The organism is Vibrio sp. OPT24 (assembly GCF_015163545.1).
Taxonomy (GTDB): domain Bacteria; phylum Pseudomonadota; class Gammaproteobacteria; order Enterobacterales; family Vibrionaceae; genus Vibrio; species Vibrio cyclitrophicus.
Genome location: NZ_JADDYI010000053.1, coordinates 381,557 through 399,175, shown reverse-complemented (window position 1 = coordinate 399,175; position 17,619 = coordinate 381,557). Strand labels below are relative to the sequence as shown.

The 17,619-nt window shown below is 43.3% G+C and carries 12 protein-coding genes; 6 read left to right on the top strand and 6 right to left on the bottom strand.

Annotated elements, in window-relative coordinates; genetic code table 11:
* Window positions 1–100 precede the first annotated feature (100 nt).
* Genes napA through napF form a run of 3 tightly spaced genes read right to left on the bottom strand, consistent with a single transcriptional unit; the run spans window position 101 to window position 3,395 of the window.
* The gene (gene napA / locus IQO02_RS15470) at window positions 101–2,590 is read right to left on the bottom strand and encodes a periplasmic nitrate reductase subunit alpha (RefSeq protein WP_016785308.1); all 2,490 of its coding nucleotides are present in this window, start codon (window positions 2,588–2,590) and stop codon (window positions 101–103) included.
* The gene (locus IQO02_RS15465; RefSeq protein WP_010430075.1) at window positions 2,587–2,892 is read right to left on the bottom strand and encodes a chaperone NapD; all 306 of its coding nucleotides are present in this window, start codon (window positions 2,890–2,892) and stop codon (window positions 2,587–2,589) included. The genes napA and IQO02_RS15465 overlap by 4 nt, the downstream gene beginning before the upstream one ends.
* Window positions 2,893–2,915: 23 nt before the next feature.
* Entirely contained in the window at window positions 2,916–3,395 is a 480-nt protein-coding gene (gene napF / locus IQO02_RS15460; RefSeq protein ID WP_010430072.1) for a ferredoxin-type protein NapF, read from the bottom strand.
* Window positions 3,396–3,648: 253 nt separating this feature from the next.
* On the opposite strand from napF, the gene narQ reads away from it, so the two are divergent.
* Both narQ and IQO02_RS15450 read left to right on the top strand, forming a co-directional pair.
* Entirely contained in the window at window positions 3,649–5,379 is a 1,731-nt protein-coding gene (gene narQ, locus IQO02_RS15455) for a nitrate/nitrite two-component system sensor histidine kinase NarQ (RefSeq protein ID WP_016785307.1), read from the top strand.
* The gene (locus IQO02_RS15450; RefSeq protein ID WP_010430067.1) at window positions 5,366–5,998 is read left to right on the top strand and encodes a response regulator; all 633 of its coding nucleotides are present in this window, start codon (window positions 5,366–5,368) and stop codon (window positions 5,996–5,998) included. The genes narQ and IQO02_RS15450 overlap by 14 nt, the downstream gene beginning before the upstream one ends.
* Window positions 5,999–6,206: 208 nt before the next feature.
* Here the strand turns inward: IQO02_RS15450 and dcuC are convergent, their stop codons facing one another.
* The 3 genes from dcuC to IQO02_RS15435 all read right to left on the bottom strand — a co-directional run bounded on the left by dcuC (window position 6,207) and on the right by IQO02_RS15435 (window position 9,235).
* Entirely contained in the window at window positions 6,207–7,574 is a 1,368-nt protein-coding gene (gene dcuC / locus IQO02_RS15445; protein WP_016788598.1) for an anaerobic C4-dicarboxylate transporter DcuC, read from the bottom strand.
* Window positions 7,575–8,040: 466 nt separating this feature from the next.
* Window positions 8,041–8,547: a hypothetical protein gene (locus IQO02_RS15440; RefSeq protein ID WP_016794621.1), complete on the bottom strand. Its 507-nt coding sequence runs from the start codon at window positions 8,545–8,547 to the stop codon at window positions 8,041–8,043.
* Window positions 8,540–9,235, bottom strand: coding sequence for a winged helix-turn-helix domain-containing protein (locus IQO02_RS15435; protein ID WP_016796302.1), 696 nt, complete (start codon window positions 9,233–9,235; stop codon window positions 8,540–8,542). The genes IQO02_RS15440 and IQO02_RS15435 overlap by 8 nt, the downstream gene beginning before the upstream one ends.
* Window positions 9,236–9,593: 358 nt before the next feature.
* Here IQO02_RS15435 and IQO02_RS15430 point away from each other — a divergent pair, with 358 nt between their 5' ends.
* The 4 genes from IQO02_RS15430 to IQO02_RS15415 all read left to right on the top strand — a co-directional run bounded on the left by IQO02_RS15430 (window position 9,594) and on the right by IQO02_RS15415 (window position 17,547).
* On the top strand, window positions 9,594–11,825 hold the full coding sequence (locus IQO02_RS15430) for a lipase (protein WP_016796303.1): 2,232 nt from the start codon (window positions 9,594–9,596) through the stop codon (window positions 11,823–11,825).
* Window positions 11,815–13,008: an outer membrane protein transport protein gene (locus IQO02_RS15425; protein WP_016794624.1), complete on the top strand. Its 1,194-nt coding sequence runs from the start codon at window positions 11,815–11,817 to the stop codon at window positions 13,006–13,008. The genes IQO02_RS15430 and IQO02_RS15425 overlap by 11 nt, the downstream gene beginning before the upstream one ends.
* Before the next feature lie 194 nt (window positions 13,009–13,202).
* The gene (locus tag IQO02_RS15420; protein ID WP_016794625.1) at window positions 13,203–14,483 is read left to right on the top strand and encodes an efflux RND transporter periplasmic adaptor subunit; all 1,281 of its coding nucleotides are present in this window, start codon (window positions 13,203–13,205) and stop codon (window positions 14,481–14,483) included.
* The gene (locus IQO02_RS15415) at window positions 14,470–17,547 is read left to right on the top strand and encodes an efflux RND transporter permease subunit (RefSeq protein WP_102282424.1); all 3,078 of its coding nucleotides are present in this window, start codon (window positions 14,470–14,472) and stop codon (window positions 17,545–17,547) included. Before IQO02_RS15420 ends, IQO02_RS15415 begins: the two co-directional genes overlap by 14 nt.
* Window positions 17,548–17,619 lie beyond the last annotated feature (72 nt).

The following is a 17,619-nucleotide window of genomic DNA, read 5'->3' as shown; positions in this document are numbered from 1 at the left end:
ATTCTTTGAGTGGACTACTTCCTTCAAAAAGTGATGAAAAAAGTAGTCGCAATATTAAATACGTTAGATCTTGTATCTAGGTTCCGAAAGCAATTGGCGCTTAAGAAACCTTAGTGATCTTAACTGGACACTTCTTGTAATCCGTCTGTTTAGACAGAGGATCCGTTGCATCCAAGATCAACTTGTTGATCAGAATTCTTGCATCAAAGAATGGTACGAAAACCAAGCCTTGTGGTGGACGGTTACGACCACGAGTTTCAACACGAACGCGTACTTCGCCACGTTTGTTTTCGATAAGAACTTCATCACCACGGCGCAGGCCACGAGCTTTTGCATCAGCAGGGTGGATGTAACAAAGCGCATCCGGTACTGCTTTGTAAAGTTCTGGTACACGACGAGTCATAGTACCTGTATGCCAGTGCTCTAGAACACGACCTGTACATAGCCACATGTCGTATTCATCGTTTGGTACTTCAGGTGGTGCTTCGTATGGTGCGTTGATGATCAGTGCTTTACCATCTGGCTTACCGTAGAAGTCCCAATCAGAACCTTTCTTCGCGTATGGATCTGAACCTTCTTTAAAGCGCCATAGTGTTTCTTTACCGTCAACAACAGGCCAACGTAGACCTCGAACTTGATGGTAGCGATCGTATGGTGCTAAATCGTGACCGTGACCTCGACCAAAGGCAGCATATTCTTCGAATAGACCTTTTTGAACATAGAAACCTTGAGCTTGTGCGTCGTCGTTAAGCTCTTGAGCTTCAGACAATGGGAACGCATCAACGTTGCCGTTTTTGTAAAGCACGTCATACATCGTTTTACCACGGTGCTCAGGTGCTTTAGCTAGAAGCTCTTCGCCCCAAACTTCTTCGACAGTGAAGCGTTTTGAGAATTCCATGATTTGCCATAGATCAGACTTAGCTTCACCTACGGTTTTAACTTGTTGGTACCATGCTTGTGTACGACGCTCTGCGTTACCGTAAGCACCTTCTTTCTCGATCCACATCGCTGTAGGAAGAATAAGGTCAGCCGCTTGAGCTGTTGCTGTCGGGTATGGGTCAGAACATACAATGAAGTTGTCTGGGTTGCGGTAACCTGGCAGACGCTCAGTGTTGATGTTTGGACCCGCTTGCATGTTGTTGTTACACATTACCCAGTACGCGTTGATCTTACCGTCTTTAAGCATACGGTCTTGAACAACAGCGTGAGCACCTGGTTTCGGTGGGATAGTACCTTCTGGAAGTTTCCAGATGTCTTCTGCAATCTTACGGTGTTTAGGGTTAGCAACCACCATATCTGCGGGCAGACGGTGAGAGAACGTACCAACTTCACGAGCTGTACCACACGCAGATGGTTGGCCAGTAAGTGAGAATGGGCTGTTACCTGGAGTAGAAATCTTACCTGTAAGAAGGTGGATGTTGTACACAAGGCTGTTCATCCAAACGCCGCGAGTATGTTGGTTCATACCCATAGTCCAAAGTGACATTACTTTGATGTTTGGATCGGCATATTGCTTAGCCAGCTTGATCAGATCTTCTTGAGAGACGCCTGACATTTCAGAGGCTTTTTCAACTGTGTATTCAGCAACAGAAGCTTTGTACTCTTCGAAAGTGATTGCAGTCATGGCACCTGAGTTAGGGTTTGCTGCTGCTTTCTGTAGAGGATCGTCATCACGAAGGCCGTAACCGATGTCTGTTGTTGCTTGCTTGAAGTTCGTGTGCTTATTTACGAAATCCCAATTTACTGCATCGTTTTGAATGATGTAGTTTGCGATAAAGTTAGCAATCGCAAGATCTGATTGAGGTTCGAAGATGTAACCTGTGTCTGCAAGCTCGAAAGAACGGTGGTAGTAAGTAGACAGTACGTTTACTTTAACGTGTGGGTGGCTTAGACGGCGGTCTGTAATACGAGTCCATAGTACTGGGTGCATTTCTGCCATGTTTGAACCCCACAGTACAAATGCGTCTGCGTGCTCAAAGTCATCATAACAACCCATTGGCTCATCAATACCGAAAGTACGCATGAATGCACCAACCGCTGAAGCCATACAGTGACGAGCGTTTGGATCGATGTTGTTTGAACGGAAACCCGCTTTCATCATCTTAACGGCTGCGTAGCCTTCCATTACTGTCCATTGACCTGAACCGAACATACCAACACCCGTAGGGCCGTTCTTTTTCAGAGAAGCTTTCCATTTCTCAGCCATTACGTCGAACGCTTTGTCCCAAGATACTGGTGTGAAATCACCATCCTTATGGAATTCACCGTCTTTCATACGTAGAAGAGGAGTTTCAAGACGATCTTTACCGTACATGATTTTTGAAAGGAAGTAGCCTTTAATACAGTTAAGGCCTTTGTTTACAGGTGCTTCTGGGTCGCCTTGAGTTGCGACTACTTTGCCGTTTTGAGTACCTACTAGTACTGAACAGCCTGTACCACAAAAACGACAAGGCGCTTTATCCCACGTGATTTTTGTTTGATCAGAGCTAGCAATCAGATTGGTTGCTGTTGCTGGTAGTGTTACACCTGCAACGGCTGCCGCTGATGCAGCTGCGTTTGCTTTCACAAACGCGCGTCTTGTCATTTTCATACTTCACCCTCAAGTTGAGAATTATTGCTTCCAGTTTCTAAATCCGTTTCGTCGAGTTCAGTTTCGATTTGGTGGTAAACCAAAGCTGTCCCTAAAACGTTCTTAATGTTATTTATTGCTTCGATGGTATCCGTTACAAAACCTTGGTTTTCGGTTTCTAGGACCACGATGATCTTGCCTTCAGGGCTGTCTCCGAAAATCTCGGCGTTGTCGAATTGTTCGATTTCAGCTTTGATCTCGTTTAGGTGCTCCGGGCTCACATGCACGACTAAACTTGATATATGCACTTCATTTAGTGCCATAAATTGCTCTCGTTATTTTTGTTTTATGCATTACTCACAAGGATAGCTGAAGTAGGGCAAACTGCTACGCAAGCTCCACAACCGTTACACTCATTTAACTCGATTTTTGGTAGAGCAACACTGCCTGCTCTAAGTTGAAATTGAATGGCCATAGGTTCACACATGTCACCACAGCTTCGGCATTCAACATTTTGTTGGGCTAAGCATTTATCAGAGATATTTGCTTTAGCCAGCCAAGGCGTCTCTTCCTTGGGCTTGAAAATGGGTTCAGGACAAACGTCAGCACACTGATAACAAAACGTGCATTCGTCTTTAGAAAAGTCGACAGTAGGAAAACCACCGTCGCCAACAATGATGATGTGACTCTCGCAACTTTCGATGCATTTACCACAACGTGTACAATCATCTGCGAAGCTTTCTAGGCTTTTTATCCAAGGCAAACGAATCTGGCTTGAATCTACTTTTCGCCTAGAAAATAGGCGGCGTTTCGATAGGTCTACCACTGATTGCCTGCTAATGTTGCTAAGATGTTGTAATTGTAGATCATTGTTTTGTTAATATCTTGTCATTTATCCTCACAAGTAGTGTAGTTTTAGAAATATTTGTATAAATACCCCTTAAGGGCTAAATGGGATCCTATATTGTCTTAGATCAATAAATTACGAAGCGTTTGGTCACATATTGAATGGAGCTCTGTTTTTTGATGTGTGACAATAGGTTTCCGCTAGCCACTAATCTTTACCTAGGACATTGCTTTTGCTTATTAAACCGGTTTCATCTGTAACAAGTACAATAGCGAAATCTCTGCTATTTATATTGCTTCTTTCGGTTGCTACTACAGGTTTTGCAATCTTCACATTGGCGTCTAGTCTCAACGATGCAGAAGCAGTCAACGTGGCAGGCTCTATGCGTATGCAGAGCTACCGTTTAGCGCATGATATTCAAATAGAATCAGTTGATTACGATTCTCACATTCATGAATTTGAAAAATCTTTGTATTCGCCTTCAATGGCTGAATTGGTTAGCTGGGATGTACCAACAGACATAACGGAAGACTATTATTTAATTATTGGTCGTTGGCATGAGCTTAAGCGGGTATTGAATAGTGAAGACAGAAAACATTATTTAGTTTTAGTTGAAAATTTTGTTGCCGAAATTGATGGCTTTGTTTACAAGTTACAAGAGTACTCAGAATACAAATTGATAAAATTGGCGTGGGCTGGGGGAATCGGTCTAGGTGGCATTCTGGTCATATCTCTTTTTGTTGTTCATTTTGTTCGTAAACAAGTTGTTAAACCTTTACACGCGTTGGTTCGAGCAAGTCAGAGAATCAAAAACCGAGACTTTGAGGTTCAGTTAAACATTACGAGTAACAACGAACTGGGTATTTTGACCAAAACCTTTAACTCTATGGCCAAGGATTTAGGTGCTCTTTATCGAAATCTTGAGGATGTTGTTGACGCGAAAACAATAGAACTGCAAAACGCTAACCAATCGTTGCAGGCGCTTTATAATTCTTCACAAGAGTTGACCGTTACGCGTATCGCCCCAGAAAATTTTAGAGCGATTTTGCAGCACCTAGTTAGCCTTGAGGGCATTGAATCATTGAGGCTAGAGATTGTTGATAATTCAGGTCGCTCATTGGTCATGGACGAGGGGTATGACTCGACTCAAGACCATGAAAAGTTCGAAATGAAGCTTGATGATAACGAACTTATTCTCGGTTATCTCTATTGCTCGTATCATCATGGGCATTCTACTAAGGCATTGATTGAGAGCTTTATTCAACTGTTATCGAGAGCTATCTATTATAATCGAGCTCAAAAGAAAGCTGAGCAACTGATTATTATGGAAGAACGGGCGACGATCGCTCGTGAGCTACACGATTCCTTGGCTCAATCATTATCGTATTTAAAGATCCAAGTGACGCTATTGAAGCGTGTTATTGGTAAACTACCCGAACAAAAGCACCGCGAGCAGTCTGAACAAATAGCGTCAGAGATCGGTAATGGCATTGCAGGTGCTTATACTCAATTAAGAGAGTTGCTCACTACGTTCAGGTTAACGATAAAAGAGGGTAACTTTGGAGATGCTTTGAGTACCATGCTTGAACAACTCAGTGAAAGAACGGATGCGAAGATTAACCTAAACAATAATCTTTCATCCATTGAACTTGATGCTCATAGTCAGGTTCATTTGCTTCAGTTGATTCGTGAAGCAACAATAAACGCCATAAAACACGCCAATGCTGACTTGATAGATGTATGCTGTATCGATGAGGGCGGTGAAGTGTTAGTCGTGATTAAAGATAATGGAGACGGCTTTGACTCAAGTAGTTCCAAAATGAACCACTATGGGATGAGCATTATGCAGGAGCGTGCGGCAAGACTGAATGGCGACTTATCGATTGAAGCAGCTCAAGGTGAAGGCTGTACAGTCATATTGAAATATAAAAGTTTGAAGGAAGTTAAAGTTGACGATTTGTAAAGTAATGCTGGTTGATGATCATCCATTGATGCGCAGAGGTATAAGCCAATTACTGAGCTTTGAAGACGAATTCGAAGTGATTGCAGAAGCGAGCAACGGCACTGAAGCAGTTGCTCTTGCTCATGAAGAAGAACCTGATTTGATCCTTCTTGATCTTAATATGAAGGGCATGTCAGGGTTAGATACCTTGAAAGCACTTCGTACTGATGGCTCTAGCGCTAACATTGTCATTCTAACAGTATCAGATAGCCCCGCAGACATCGAAGCTATCGTAAAAGCGGGCGCTGATGGTTACTTATTGAAAGACACTGAACCAGATGAGCTCATTGAATTGCTTAAGCAAGCGCATAGTGGTGATAAAGCCTACAGCAGTGTTGTATCTCGCTACTTAAATGATGCTGAGAGCCGTAACGACATCTTCGACCAACTAACTGAGCGTGAAATGCAGATCCTTCAAGAAGTTGCGAAAGGTTATCGTAACAAGCAGATCGCAGACCATCTGTTTATTTCTGAATCGACAGTTAAGGTACATATGAAGAGCCTTCTTAAAAAGCTGCAAGTGCCTTCTCGTACTGCCGCGACGGTTCTGTATCTAGAACGTTATGGTGAAATGAAGTAGGGCTTATTCTTTTGAAGTAAAACTATTTCAAGCCGTATTGTTTATTTCAAATGTAGGATCAAATAACATGAGCTTATTACGATAATCTCTCACGATACTTCGAATGATATTGAACTGTGACATTAAAAAAGGCGCTGAACTTACTAAGTTCAGCGCCTTTTTATTAGGGCATTTTATATCCAAATAATCATGTCTGTTTTACTGACAATTAAGCTGCCATTGGTACTAGAACAAGCGTACCGAAGATCACCGTGATAAGACCACAGATTACTGGTACTGAAGTACGTTTAACGACTTCAAACGGGCTGATTTTACCCATGCCAGAAGTCGCTACAATTACACCCGAAACAGGAGAAATTGTACGGCCTAAGTTAGACGCTTGAAGCATTGGGATGATTAGGAACGCAGGGTTCAAGCCCATTTTCGCAGCAAGTGACGGAGCCAGTTCTACGAATGCATAGAATGGCGCGTTACCAGAACCTGTCGCGATAGCAGCAGCAACTGTTAGACCAGTCAGGATAAGCATTAATGCGATACCGCCAGCGCCAGCTGATTCAGCAAGGCCGATTAGGTTATCAATTGCACCGATAGACATTAGGCCCTGAGCAAATACACCCGCCGCAACCAACAGCATTACTACGCCTTTAAATGCTTCGGCCATACCTTGGTAGCAAGAATCTAGGTCTTCTAGTGTTTTTTCGCCGTCAAACTTCTTCACAACGTAATCGATAACAGCGCCCACGAAAATTGAACCTACTACGATGGTGTAGATATCAAGTGAAAGGCCCGGAATGGTACGACCGTTGAATAGAAATACTCCAAAAATAGGTAAGAATGGAAGAGCAGCATAAAAAGCCGGCGCATTAGTTTCAATTTCTGAAACGTCTACTTTTTCCATTGGCGTGTTTTCTTTCTTATCTAGGTACTTGTTCCAGAAGAAAGCGGCACCCGCCATCACAATGATTGCACATATTGAAACAGGCAGTACCGTTTGAACAGCAAACACATCAAGAGACATACCTGATTTTTCTGCTGCGATAACCACATCACCCGACGTTGGTGAAAGAATGATTGCTGCAGGTGATGCACAAACCGCCACCGCTGCTGGACGAGAAATACCCATTGCCGTCATCATTGGGAATAGGGTCGCCATCAATAGCACGCCAAGGCCTGTTGCAGAACTTACTGCTAGAGACATTAGACACGCTACGATGTAAGCCGCAACAAGAAGTACGTATGGAGATTTGATAGCAGCAAGCGGTTTAGAGAATTGTTTTACTACCACATTGTTTGCGCCGATATGCGTCATGTAAGAAGCAAAGCCACAAAGAAGCATGATTTGCATGCCTAGGCCGCCTCCACGGTACTGAAGCATGTACTTAACGAATTCTAGTGAGTCGGTAACCATGTTACCTGTTGAAGCGACCTTAGCGGGTAAGACTGTGTGACCTATAAGGCCAGTAATAAGAAGTAGGGCAAGGCCAGCTGTCAGTAATACACCTGCCGCTTTATAGCCTTTCACAATAAAGTAACCAACAGCGATAGTAATCACTAATCCGATCAAGAGCTCTAACATAGAAATCTCCACAAAGTTTAAAAAAATATAAGAAAGTGTTTCAGAATATGACAATGAATGTACAGAAAACTGCACTGTGGCACGAGGCATAGTTGAGGTTGATATGATCTAAGACAAACATTTTCTTTGATGTTAATTGTGGTTGTAAATCATGAACAACTACTGTTGTTTAGATGTTAATAAACAAATTATCTATCTCAATAGAATATAACTTGGATCACCTTTATAGTGAGGAGTTGTATACAAAGGTGTGGATTTATAAATCTATGACTTTTGGAGCCTAACGTGCAGAACTAAAAAGAAGTGTGTATTTTTACATGATATCGGATTAATTTATGAACTGATGCCTACTGGGAATGGAAAGTTAAGTAGGCTTCAGCGAGAGTTGAATTGATGTGGAAATGCATAGGTCCTAACGTATTGGCTTAAGTACAGCTACTGACCGAAATAGTTGATAGTTAAACGATTAGTTAATGTTCAATTCAGGATCTGCATTCGAGTAAGTGGGCAGGTCGGCGCATATCACTTTTTTACAGAAGTGAATCATTCCGCGCTGAGTGACCAATAATAATTCATCATTATTTAGTGGGATATAAGCCATGGCATCTGAAGAAAGCACTGCACCTTCACTGATCATCACCTTTTCGTAAAATGTGAGCTCTCTATTTGGTATGATTTGTTCATGTTGAGTCTCGTCTAAAGAAATGTCGTGTTGGGTTACCACGTAAGTACCTGACGACGCAAAGCCAACTTCTTTCGTAGAGACATATAACAATTCATAGCTGTTATTCTTCTTAAACTCGATATTAACGGCAGCTTGATTATAAATGACTTTTTCTTGTGGGTTGACCACCGAGGCTGTGTTGGATAAATAATGACCTTTAAGATAACTTTGAGGAATAAAGGTTGTCATCCATCCGGCCATAATACCGATTATGGCGATTGCAACGAAGATCTGTTTTTCTTTATTCACAAGTCACTCCTTTAAATTCACTTGGGAAGCTCAGAGATTTTCCTGAATTATCGATGATGATTTTTCTTCCCTTATATTCGTAAAGCGTCACGTTGAATAATTCATTAAAAGTGAACTCGTCGGATTCGATTTTACAAGAGATAAAATGTTGACCCACGAGATCTTCGCCTAGGCTATTTCTATCTAAATAAGAAAACAGATAATGGGATAAACCTGCAGTCACTACAAATAATACAATCAGTGCTAGTACACTAATTGTTTTTTTCTTAGCCGCGGTTGGTGATCTTTCTGGCGCTGTGTTGTCTTCAGGTTGTTTCGTTTCTTGTATTGGTTGTGATTGAATTATACGCAGCGCGCGTTCTTTGTCTTGTGTCACTTGTCCTGCAAATCGGTAGCCTTTACCGCGCTCAGTGACGATGATCATCCCCCTTTTATCTTCTAACGCTTTTCGGCAAATCGAGATGGTTTGCATTAGGCTGCCATCTTCAACGTAGATACCTTTAGACACCCACACCTGTTCAATAAGAACTTGGCGAGTGATCACCTCATTGGGTCTCGAGATAAAAAACTTAAGTAGCTCTGATTCATTAGAGCCTATTGGGTAGGTACGGCCCGTCTTAAAGTGATGGATTTCACTCTCTTCTAAATTGACCTGTATATCATCATTGATAATAAATTCAGCAGACATCTGGGTTCTCATTGTAATAAGCGTTCTAACCTAAATATAACAAATCTCACAACAAACATAAACTTGCTAACTTCATCGTCTTTGATGTTTAAGTGTCTGAATTTATGTCGATTATTAACGTAATTAGATTTCCTTATATACCTTTTTGAGGTTGTTTCATGCGGTTTCAGGTGCTTGCCGTTAGTAGCTATTGGATCATTAACGGGTGACGCTGATTTAGTGGGTGTGGGTTAATTGCTCAAATTTCTTACGTAGTTTTATCAACGTGTCATTCCAACTCTGTGTTGCCTTGCTCTCTACGAATAAAAAGTCGAACTTACCTTCGACTCAATCGGCAACTCAAATAACGATAAATCGCATGACCACACCAGTTAAATGCGAAAGCTACGAAGGAGCTGTTTTGAAAGAATTCAATAAGCCATATATATGTGGACTAATTACGCTTGCCTTACTCGGCTGTCAGTCTGAAGACTCGGCTCAAGATGCCGTATTGATATTAGTTCCCTACAACATTAATGAATTACCAAAACCAAACGATGGGTATGGGTATGACGACGATGGAACAATATCCGGTGTCGGTGAACACGCTGTGACGATGTCATCTAAGAATGACGCCTATTATCAGGACTACAACAATTCATACGCAGCCCTAGACGGCTGGGGACTTTGTGCGGAACCGATTTTAATTCCTCTACAAAGTGTTAATTCAGATAAGCGTTATCCACTCAATAACGAAACCTTAGCCGGGAATGTTGTATTAATTGATGACCTAACAGGCGAAGAAGTTGTCACTCAAATATCCGCTGATGGTTCCAATATAATTATTCAGTGCGAATCAGGATTAAAAGAGGGGACGACTTATTCGATCGTTGTTACTGACGGGGTAAAAACTGAATTTAATGAGCCTTTAAAAGCAGATGCTAGTTTTGATGAGTTGATTTATTCAGACGTCCCATTAAATAACGAAAAAGAAGAAGTCCTTCAAGATCAAGTATTGAGTGCTATTGAATCATATTATGCGTTATATCCAGAGAAAGGTATTCCCGTTTATGCTGCGCAGTTTAAAACACAGAGTTCGTATTCGTCGCTAGATGCAATGAAAAGAAACCATCTGCAATATGGTAGTTCATTCACCCAAGAAGAGCCTGTAATTGTAGAGGAAAAGCGGGGATATAACCTGTATACAAAAGTGCTAAAAATTCCGTCGTACTTACCTTTTACAAAAGAGAGGGAGGCGGAATGTATCGTCGATGAATTTGACCCGAAAGAAAATTGCCCACCACTGTATGAATGGATTACCAACACTTCCGGTAGTTTTCCAACTGCGGAGAATCCAATGCCTCAAAAAACAGAAGACCTTGAGGTGACGGCAGATATATACGTACCAAAAGAGTTTAACTGGAATAGTTTTATAGAGTTACCTGTCGCTATTTTTATTCATGGTGTTACAGCAGAGCGCGGCACTGCTTCTTTAATGGCTGCGGAATATACGGATAAAGGTTATGCCGTGGTTGCGATCGATATGCCATATCACGGTGAGCGGATACGTTATGACTCAAGCCCTGAGCACGTGGAAATTAGTGCCCGAGCAAACAAAGCCTTCTTCATCAATATTGATTCCCCTTTAGCGCTTCGTTCTAACCTCCAGCAGTCTGTTTCTGATTTTCTGGGTCTACGCTATGCGTTGAGCCAAGAACGTTGGGTTGATAACAATAACGTTCATCTAATCGGACAATCGTTGGGTGGGATCATGTCGGTAATGGTGAGTGAGTTTAGTCAAGCAAGCCCTGATTTTCGCTCGGATACTAATTCTAATTTTGAATTCAATACGGTGAACTTTGTTGTTCCGGGGCAGGGGCTAACCAACTTGGTTCTGTCTTCTCAAACCTTAGGCCCTGAAATGTCTGAAGGTGTTAAGAAGTCTCCTGATGTTCAGCGTGGCATTGCTGAAACTGTCATACCAGATACATGCATAACAGAAGCAACGAATCAGCAGTGCATTGAAGCGCTTCGTGATTTTGTCGCACTTTCAACAGATAACGCGCTGCTTGTTAGTCAGCTAGAGGATGACATCTTCGATTTGGTTGTGACAGACCTTAAACAAGGGGTCCAAGCAACAATTGATAGTGCTGACCCTGCGAGCTTTATCTCTCGCCAAGTCGCTGCTGAACAACCAACTCTTTTGTTAGCTGCCGTTGGAGATTGCGGGGAGACTTGTGACGTTGGTGTTGATTATGTCCCAGATAGCGTAATTCCCAATACCGCGCCAGGTAACATTCGTACTGGTACTGAACCACTGATTACTGCGCTTGGCTTAGACCCAATAACAGGCACATCAGAAAATATTAATGAAAAGCGTGGAGCAGTACGAACCACAACCGGCGGGCATGGTACGTATCTGTTCCCCTATGAAGGTCCCGTTGATGAAAATGGCTTACCGGGCACACCAGGTGAAAACATGTCAGACGTTCGTGAAGCTGTGGACACGCAACAAATTGCCGTTGCTTCTATGGTAATGAGTGACGGTGCAGTAGTCGTCATTAATAACGAAGATCACATCGAAACCGAGGTGCCTCAAGATGAAGAATAAATTCTTACTGGGCATTGCCGCTGCTCTTGTCCCTTGCCTGACTAATGCGGCTGGCTTTCAACTTAACGCGCAGTCTGCAACCGGGTTAGGTCGTGCATTCGCCGGTGATGCAGTGATGGCAGATAGCGCGGCAATTGTTGCTAAAAACAGCGCTGCGATGGCTTACATCGAGCAACCAACACTCTCTGTCGGCGCTATCTATATCGATAGTGGTATTGATGTGTCTAGCGTTAGCTACACACCAATGATTGGTGATACTGAAATGTTAGATGACCAGTCATTAGACGCAGGGACATTAGTTCCGAACATTCATTATGTACATCCAATCGAAGGTTCTAAGATCACTCTGGGGGCGACGGTGCACTCTAATTTTGGTACCGACGTAGAATTTGATAACTCGTTCAAAGCGGATGAGTTTGGAGGAAAAACGGCGCTTTCCAGTATCAATGTGGGTTTCGCTGTGGCTTACGAGTTGTCTGAAAAAATCAATTTGGGTGCAGGGCTAGATGTTATCTACGGTGAAGGTGAAATATACCGCCAAAACTTGTTAAACGTAGATGCAGACGGTTTCGGTTTGGGGGCAAATGTTGGTGCGACCTACCAAGTCAATGAACATAACAAGTTTGGTATTACTTACCGTTACAGCCCAGATATCGAAGTGGAAGGTGACATTACTAAAGGTGGTGTCCCTGCCGACAAGATGAATGTTCCCTTACCAGACACACTCGAGTTTTCTGGGTGGCACCAACTCAACGAACAATGGGCTTTCCACTACAGCTTGCAGTGGGTGAATTGGTCTGAATTTGATTCGTTAACGTCTGATTCTTATGACGATTCTATTAAAGAATACCAATGGAAAGATGCGGGACACGTTTCGGTTGGTGGCACTTACACCATGTCAAAAGAGATCATTCTGAGAGCGGGTTATATGTACGACATTTCCCCAACTGATGAACTTACATCGTTATCAATTCCTGATGTTAACCGTCATTGGCTCACGGTCGGAGGGACATATAACTTCACGGCTGCCAGTTCTGTGGACATTGGTGTCGGATTTATCATCGGAGAATCACAAGATATTGACGAAAGCCTGACGACGATCCCAGGAACGAGTTCCAATATAACTGCTGATGTGACTGCCGATGCTCTCTTGATCGGTGTTCAGTATCAGCATCGTTTTTAACTTTTACTTTGGAGTTCAGAACGTAAAAATTTAGGAATCATATAAAAATTGCAGGGCTCGACAGTGAGTTGAGCCCTTTTCTCATTATTAGCTGTTTTAGCATTATTTAAATAGCTGGAAGCTCATTAAGTAAGAAATAGCTGCTTAGAAAAACGTTTTAATTCAGACGAATTCAACGGTTATGGTTATTAAAAATGAAATTTACAAAGCTTAGTAAAACAATCTGTTTGGCACTGTTTGCCTTACATATCTCTCCATCGTTTGCCCAAGACTCAAACTTAATTCCTGTGACTATCGAAAAAGCGCACAAACAAGCCTTCACTTCTTCAATCAACGAGGTTGGCAAAATCAGGGCAACGGATTCTGCTGCATTGACATTTAGTGCCTCCGACAAAATTCTTAATATCCATTTCAAAGATGGAGATCCAGTTAAAAAAGGCGAACTGATCGCCCAGTTGGACAATACCAAAGCGAAAGCCGATTTAGACAAAGCAAGAAGCTCTCTAGCGTTAGCAAAGTCGAAATTAAAGCGTGTACAAGAATTACTAAAGAAACAGCCTGACTCGATGTCTCAACAAGATGTGGAAGAACTGGGCGAACAGGCGAACCTAGCCGCTGCTGATTTTCGTCAGAAAGAAGCGCTGATGAATGACTATTTGTTGGTTGCGCCATTTGATGGGCAGCTAACAAATTTTACCCACTCAGTGGGTAGTAAGATTGATAGCTCAACTGCGTTGGTGAGTTTGATCAAACTCGATCCTGTCGAAGTTCAGTATTCAATTGGACAGTCTGACTTGGGTAACGCAAAACTAGGGCAGAATGTATCCATACAAGTTGATGCATTTATCGATGAAGCGTTTTCTGGTGTGGTGGATTACATTGCGCCAGCAGTGGACGAGAGCTCAGGCCGTGTAGAGGTGCACGCGCACGTGACTAACCCAGAGCATCGCTTAGTTCCGGGTATGTTTGCTAAAGTAAGTCAGATGACCAGCGAAGATTCAACGCAGATGGTGGTTTCTCAAAACTCCGTTCAAGCCAAAGATACAGAGCGTTTTGTTTGGGTTGTGAATGGTGAAAAAATCGAGCAACGCATTGTCGAATTAGGTGTGAATACTAACGATGGTTACGTTGTTGTAGAGAAAGGCTTGAAGCTTGGCAATGACGTCGTGGTGACGGGACAGCAGAACCTCAAGAAAGCGTCGTTGGTTAAGGTCATGAACCCAAATGCTGAGCAGAAAACCGTTGAGCTAGTACCTGAACCACATCCGATTGAACCCTCGGTTGATTGGACGGAAGCATCGAAAGGTGTAGACGAAGCGATCAAGGAAAACAGCGAGCAAGCAGAGACCCGTGCGACTGTTGAGGATTCATCGAGCGAAACTCACAGCAAGGAAACTCACAGCAAGGAAACTCACAGTAAGGACACACTAAGCAAGGAAGCTGTAGCGAAGGAGAATCTGAATGAAGCTTCCTGAGATTTGTATTAAGCACCCTGTGTTTGCGTCAGTTCTGAGTATCGCAATTGTCTTATTTGGCCTGCTGTCATTTCAGAAACTATCGATCCAATATTTCCCTGAACATAAAACACCTTCAGCCACGGTAACGGCTGCGATCAATGGCGCGAGCGCTGAATTTATGTCGCGCAATGTGGCCGACAAACTGATTACTGCTGCAACCGGCCTCGACAGTGTGAAAACCATGACGACGGACTGTCAGGAGGGCACGTGTAATCTAAAAATCATCTTTGAAGATGACATTGATGACGTCGAATACACCAGTTTGATGAACAACCTGCGCAGCAGCGTGGAAGCGATTGGTGATTTCCCGCCAAGTATGACGGATAAGCCAACGGTCACGGATGACTCTTCTGACACCAGTATGCCGAGTAACATCATCACGTTTGTGAATACTGGCAAGATGTCTAAGCAAGATATGTACGACTACATTAGCCAGCAAGTAGTGCCTCAATTTAAGCATATTCAAGGTGTGGGTGGCATTTGGGGACCGTATGGTGGCAGCGAAAAAGCGGTGCGAGTTTGGTTGCAACCGGATCGCATGATGGCGCTCAATATGAGCGCATCAGACGTGGTAGGTACATTAAGTTCATACAATGCGACGTTTACAGCGGGTACCATCAAAGGTCAGGTAAGAGATTTCTCAATCAACCCAGTCAATCAAGTGACCAGTGTTGATGATGTACGAGACTTGGTGGTCCGTGTTGATGACGGCAAGATCATTCGTGTCGGCGATATTGCAGAAGTTAAAATGGGAGAAGAAAGCTTAACCCCGAGTATTCTTCGAGTCGATGACAACTTAGCAATGTCGATTCAGGTGTTACCGCTAAAAAGTGAAAACCCAGTCACAGTAGCGAATAAAGTTAAGAAACAAATCGATGTGATTCAGCCTCAGTTGCCAGAAGGCATTGAGATGAAGATGGTCTACAACCAAGCGGATTTCATTAAAGCTGCAATTGATGAAGGCTTCATGACTTTAGTTGAAGCGATTGTTTTGGTTTCAGCAGTGGTGGTTCTATTCCTTGGCTCTTTTCGAGTCGCTTCAATTCCGATCATCACCATCCCGGTGTGTGTGATAGGCGTATTTGCCGTCATGCATTTACTTGGGTTTAGTATCAACGTACTGACGATTCTCGCTATCATTCTCGCCATTGGTTTGGTGGTTGATGATGCGATTGTTGTGGCTGAAAACTGCTACCGTCATATCGAAGAGGGTGAAACGCCGTTCAATGCTGCAATTAAAGGGTGTCGAGAGATCGTCTTTCCAGTGATTGCGATGACGCTGACTTTGGCGGTTGTTTACTTACCAATTGGCTTGATGGCAGGCCTAACCGCCGATCTATTCAGGCAGTTCGCGTTCACGCTTGCAGCAGCGGTGATCATCTCTGGGTTTGTGGCGTTAACGCTCTCACCAATGATGAGTGCTTACTTAATGAAGCCGGTATCAACCCCGGCGAAGTGGTATCAAAAAGTTGATGCGAAACTGAATATGTTATCGGATTTATACACCAAAGAGCTAGGCAAATGGTTTGATCGTAAGGCTCTGATGAGTGGTATTGCTTTAGTGCTGATCGCTTTATCGGCCTTAGCGGTTTGGAAAATGCCTCAAGTATTGCTTCCAACGGAAGATACCGGTTTTGTTGAGGTGACCTCTACACCACCAACAGGTGTTGGCCGTCAATACCATCTAGATAACAACGCGCAACTTAACAATGTGTTCAAAGGTGATAGTTCAGTAGAAGCGAATTTATCTTACATCGAAGGGACTCCGACCAATCACGTTTTATTGAAATCATGGGGCGAGCGTGATCAGTCAGCTGATGAATTGGTAAACGAGTTTATCGCTAAGGCACAAAGTTCAGTCTCTGCTTACGGCATGTCCTTCAAGGTTCGCTCAGCAGATAACTTGAACATTGCAACCAACATGATCCTTGAACTGACGACGGTTAACCGTGATACCACTGTGTTGTCTGAAACCGCGAGCGAAGTCGTTAAGGCGCTTGAGGATTACGAGGGCGTGACCAACATTAAGAACTCAATGCTGCGTGACCAGTTACGTTATGACTTGTCGATTGATCGCAATGCGATTGTATTGTCTGGTGTTGATTACGGTAACGTAACCAATGCGTTATCGACGTTCCTTGGTTCTGTTAAAGCCGCAGATTTGCAAGCGGACGACGGTTATACATACCCGATTCAAGTTCAAGTGAACCGAAGTGATCTTGGTGATTTCAAGGTGCTCGATAAGCTGTATGTGGATTCACAGTCGGGTCAAAGGCTTCCTTTATCTCAGTTTGTATCGATTAAACAAGTGACGTCGGAATCTAATTTCAAGACGTTCATGGGTAAAGACAGCGCTGAAATCACCGCGGACTTGATGCCCGGATATACGGCGAGCGACGTGAAGGCATACATTGATGACACGGTACCAAGCCTGTTGAAACCTGCTCAGAGCTACGAGTTCAATGGTGTAGTTAAAGATCTGGTTGATTCAACCGCGGGCGCACAAGTGCTGTTCGTATTGGCGTTGATTTTCATCTTCTTGATCTTGGCGGCGCAGTTTGAAAGCTTTGTTGACCCAATGATAATCTTGCTGACGGTTCCATTGTGTATTGTGGGCGCGATTTTGACGCTTTCGGTATTTGGTCAAAGCCTGAATATTTACTCGAAGATAGGATTGCTGACACTGGTTGGTCTCGTGACCAAACACGGTATTTTGCTGGTGGAGTTTGCCAACGAGAAACGTAAATCTGGCGCGAGTGCGAAAGAAGCGGCGATCAGCAGTGCGCGTTCAAGGTTACGTCCAATTTTGATGACCTCACTGACGATGATCCTCGGTTCATTGCCATTGGCATTGGCGGATGGCCCGGGTTCCTTAGGTCGAATCAATATTGGTTTGGTGTTGGTCGGTGGCTTATCGGTCGGAACTTTCTTCTCATTGTTTTTAGTGCCTGTCGCGTATGTCGGTATGGCGAACCTAAAGCAAATGGATTTGTTGACTCGATTGAGAACTAAACCAGCCTAATCTGGCTAATCGATTACGATTAACGTAATTGAAGATACAAAAAAGCGTCCACCAATATTATGGTGGGCGCTT

Bases quoted from the DNA above. Each gene is read 5' to 3' on its own strand.
- napA (WP_016785308.1), bottom strand. From the start codon at position 2,590: ATGAAAATGACAAGACGCGCGTTTGTGAAAGCAAACGCAGCTGCATCA.
- IQO02_RS15465 (WP_010430075.1), bottom strand. From the start codon at position 2,892: ATGGCACTAAATGAAGTGCATATATCAAGTTTAGTCGTGCATGTGAGC.
- dcuC (WP_016788598.1), bottom strand. From the start codon at position 7,574: ATGTTAGAGCTCTTGATCGGATTAGTGATTACTATCGCTGTTGGTTAC.
- IQO02_RS15435 (WP_016796302.1), bottom strand. From the start codon at position 9,235: ATGTCTGCTGAATTTATTATCAATGATGATATACAGGTCAATTTAGAA.
- IQO02_RS15430 (WP_016796303.1), top strand. From the start codon at position 9,594: ATGACCACACCAGTTAAATGCGAAAGCTACGAAGGAGCTGTTTTGAAA.
- IQO02_RS15425 (WP_016794624.1), top strand. From the start codon at position 11,815: ATGAAGAATAAATTCTTACTGGGCATTGCCGCTGCTCTTGTCCCTTGC.
- IQO02_RS15420 (WP_016794625.1), top strand. From the start codon at position 13,203: ATGAAATTTACAAAGCTTAGTAAAACAATCTGTTTGGCACTGTTTGCC.
- IQO02_RS15415 (WP_102282424.1), top strand. From the start codon at position 14,470: ATGAAGCTTCCTGAGATTTGTATTAAGCACCCTGTGTTTGCGTCAGTT.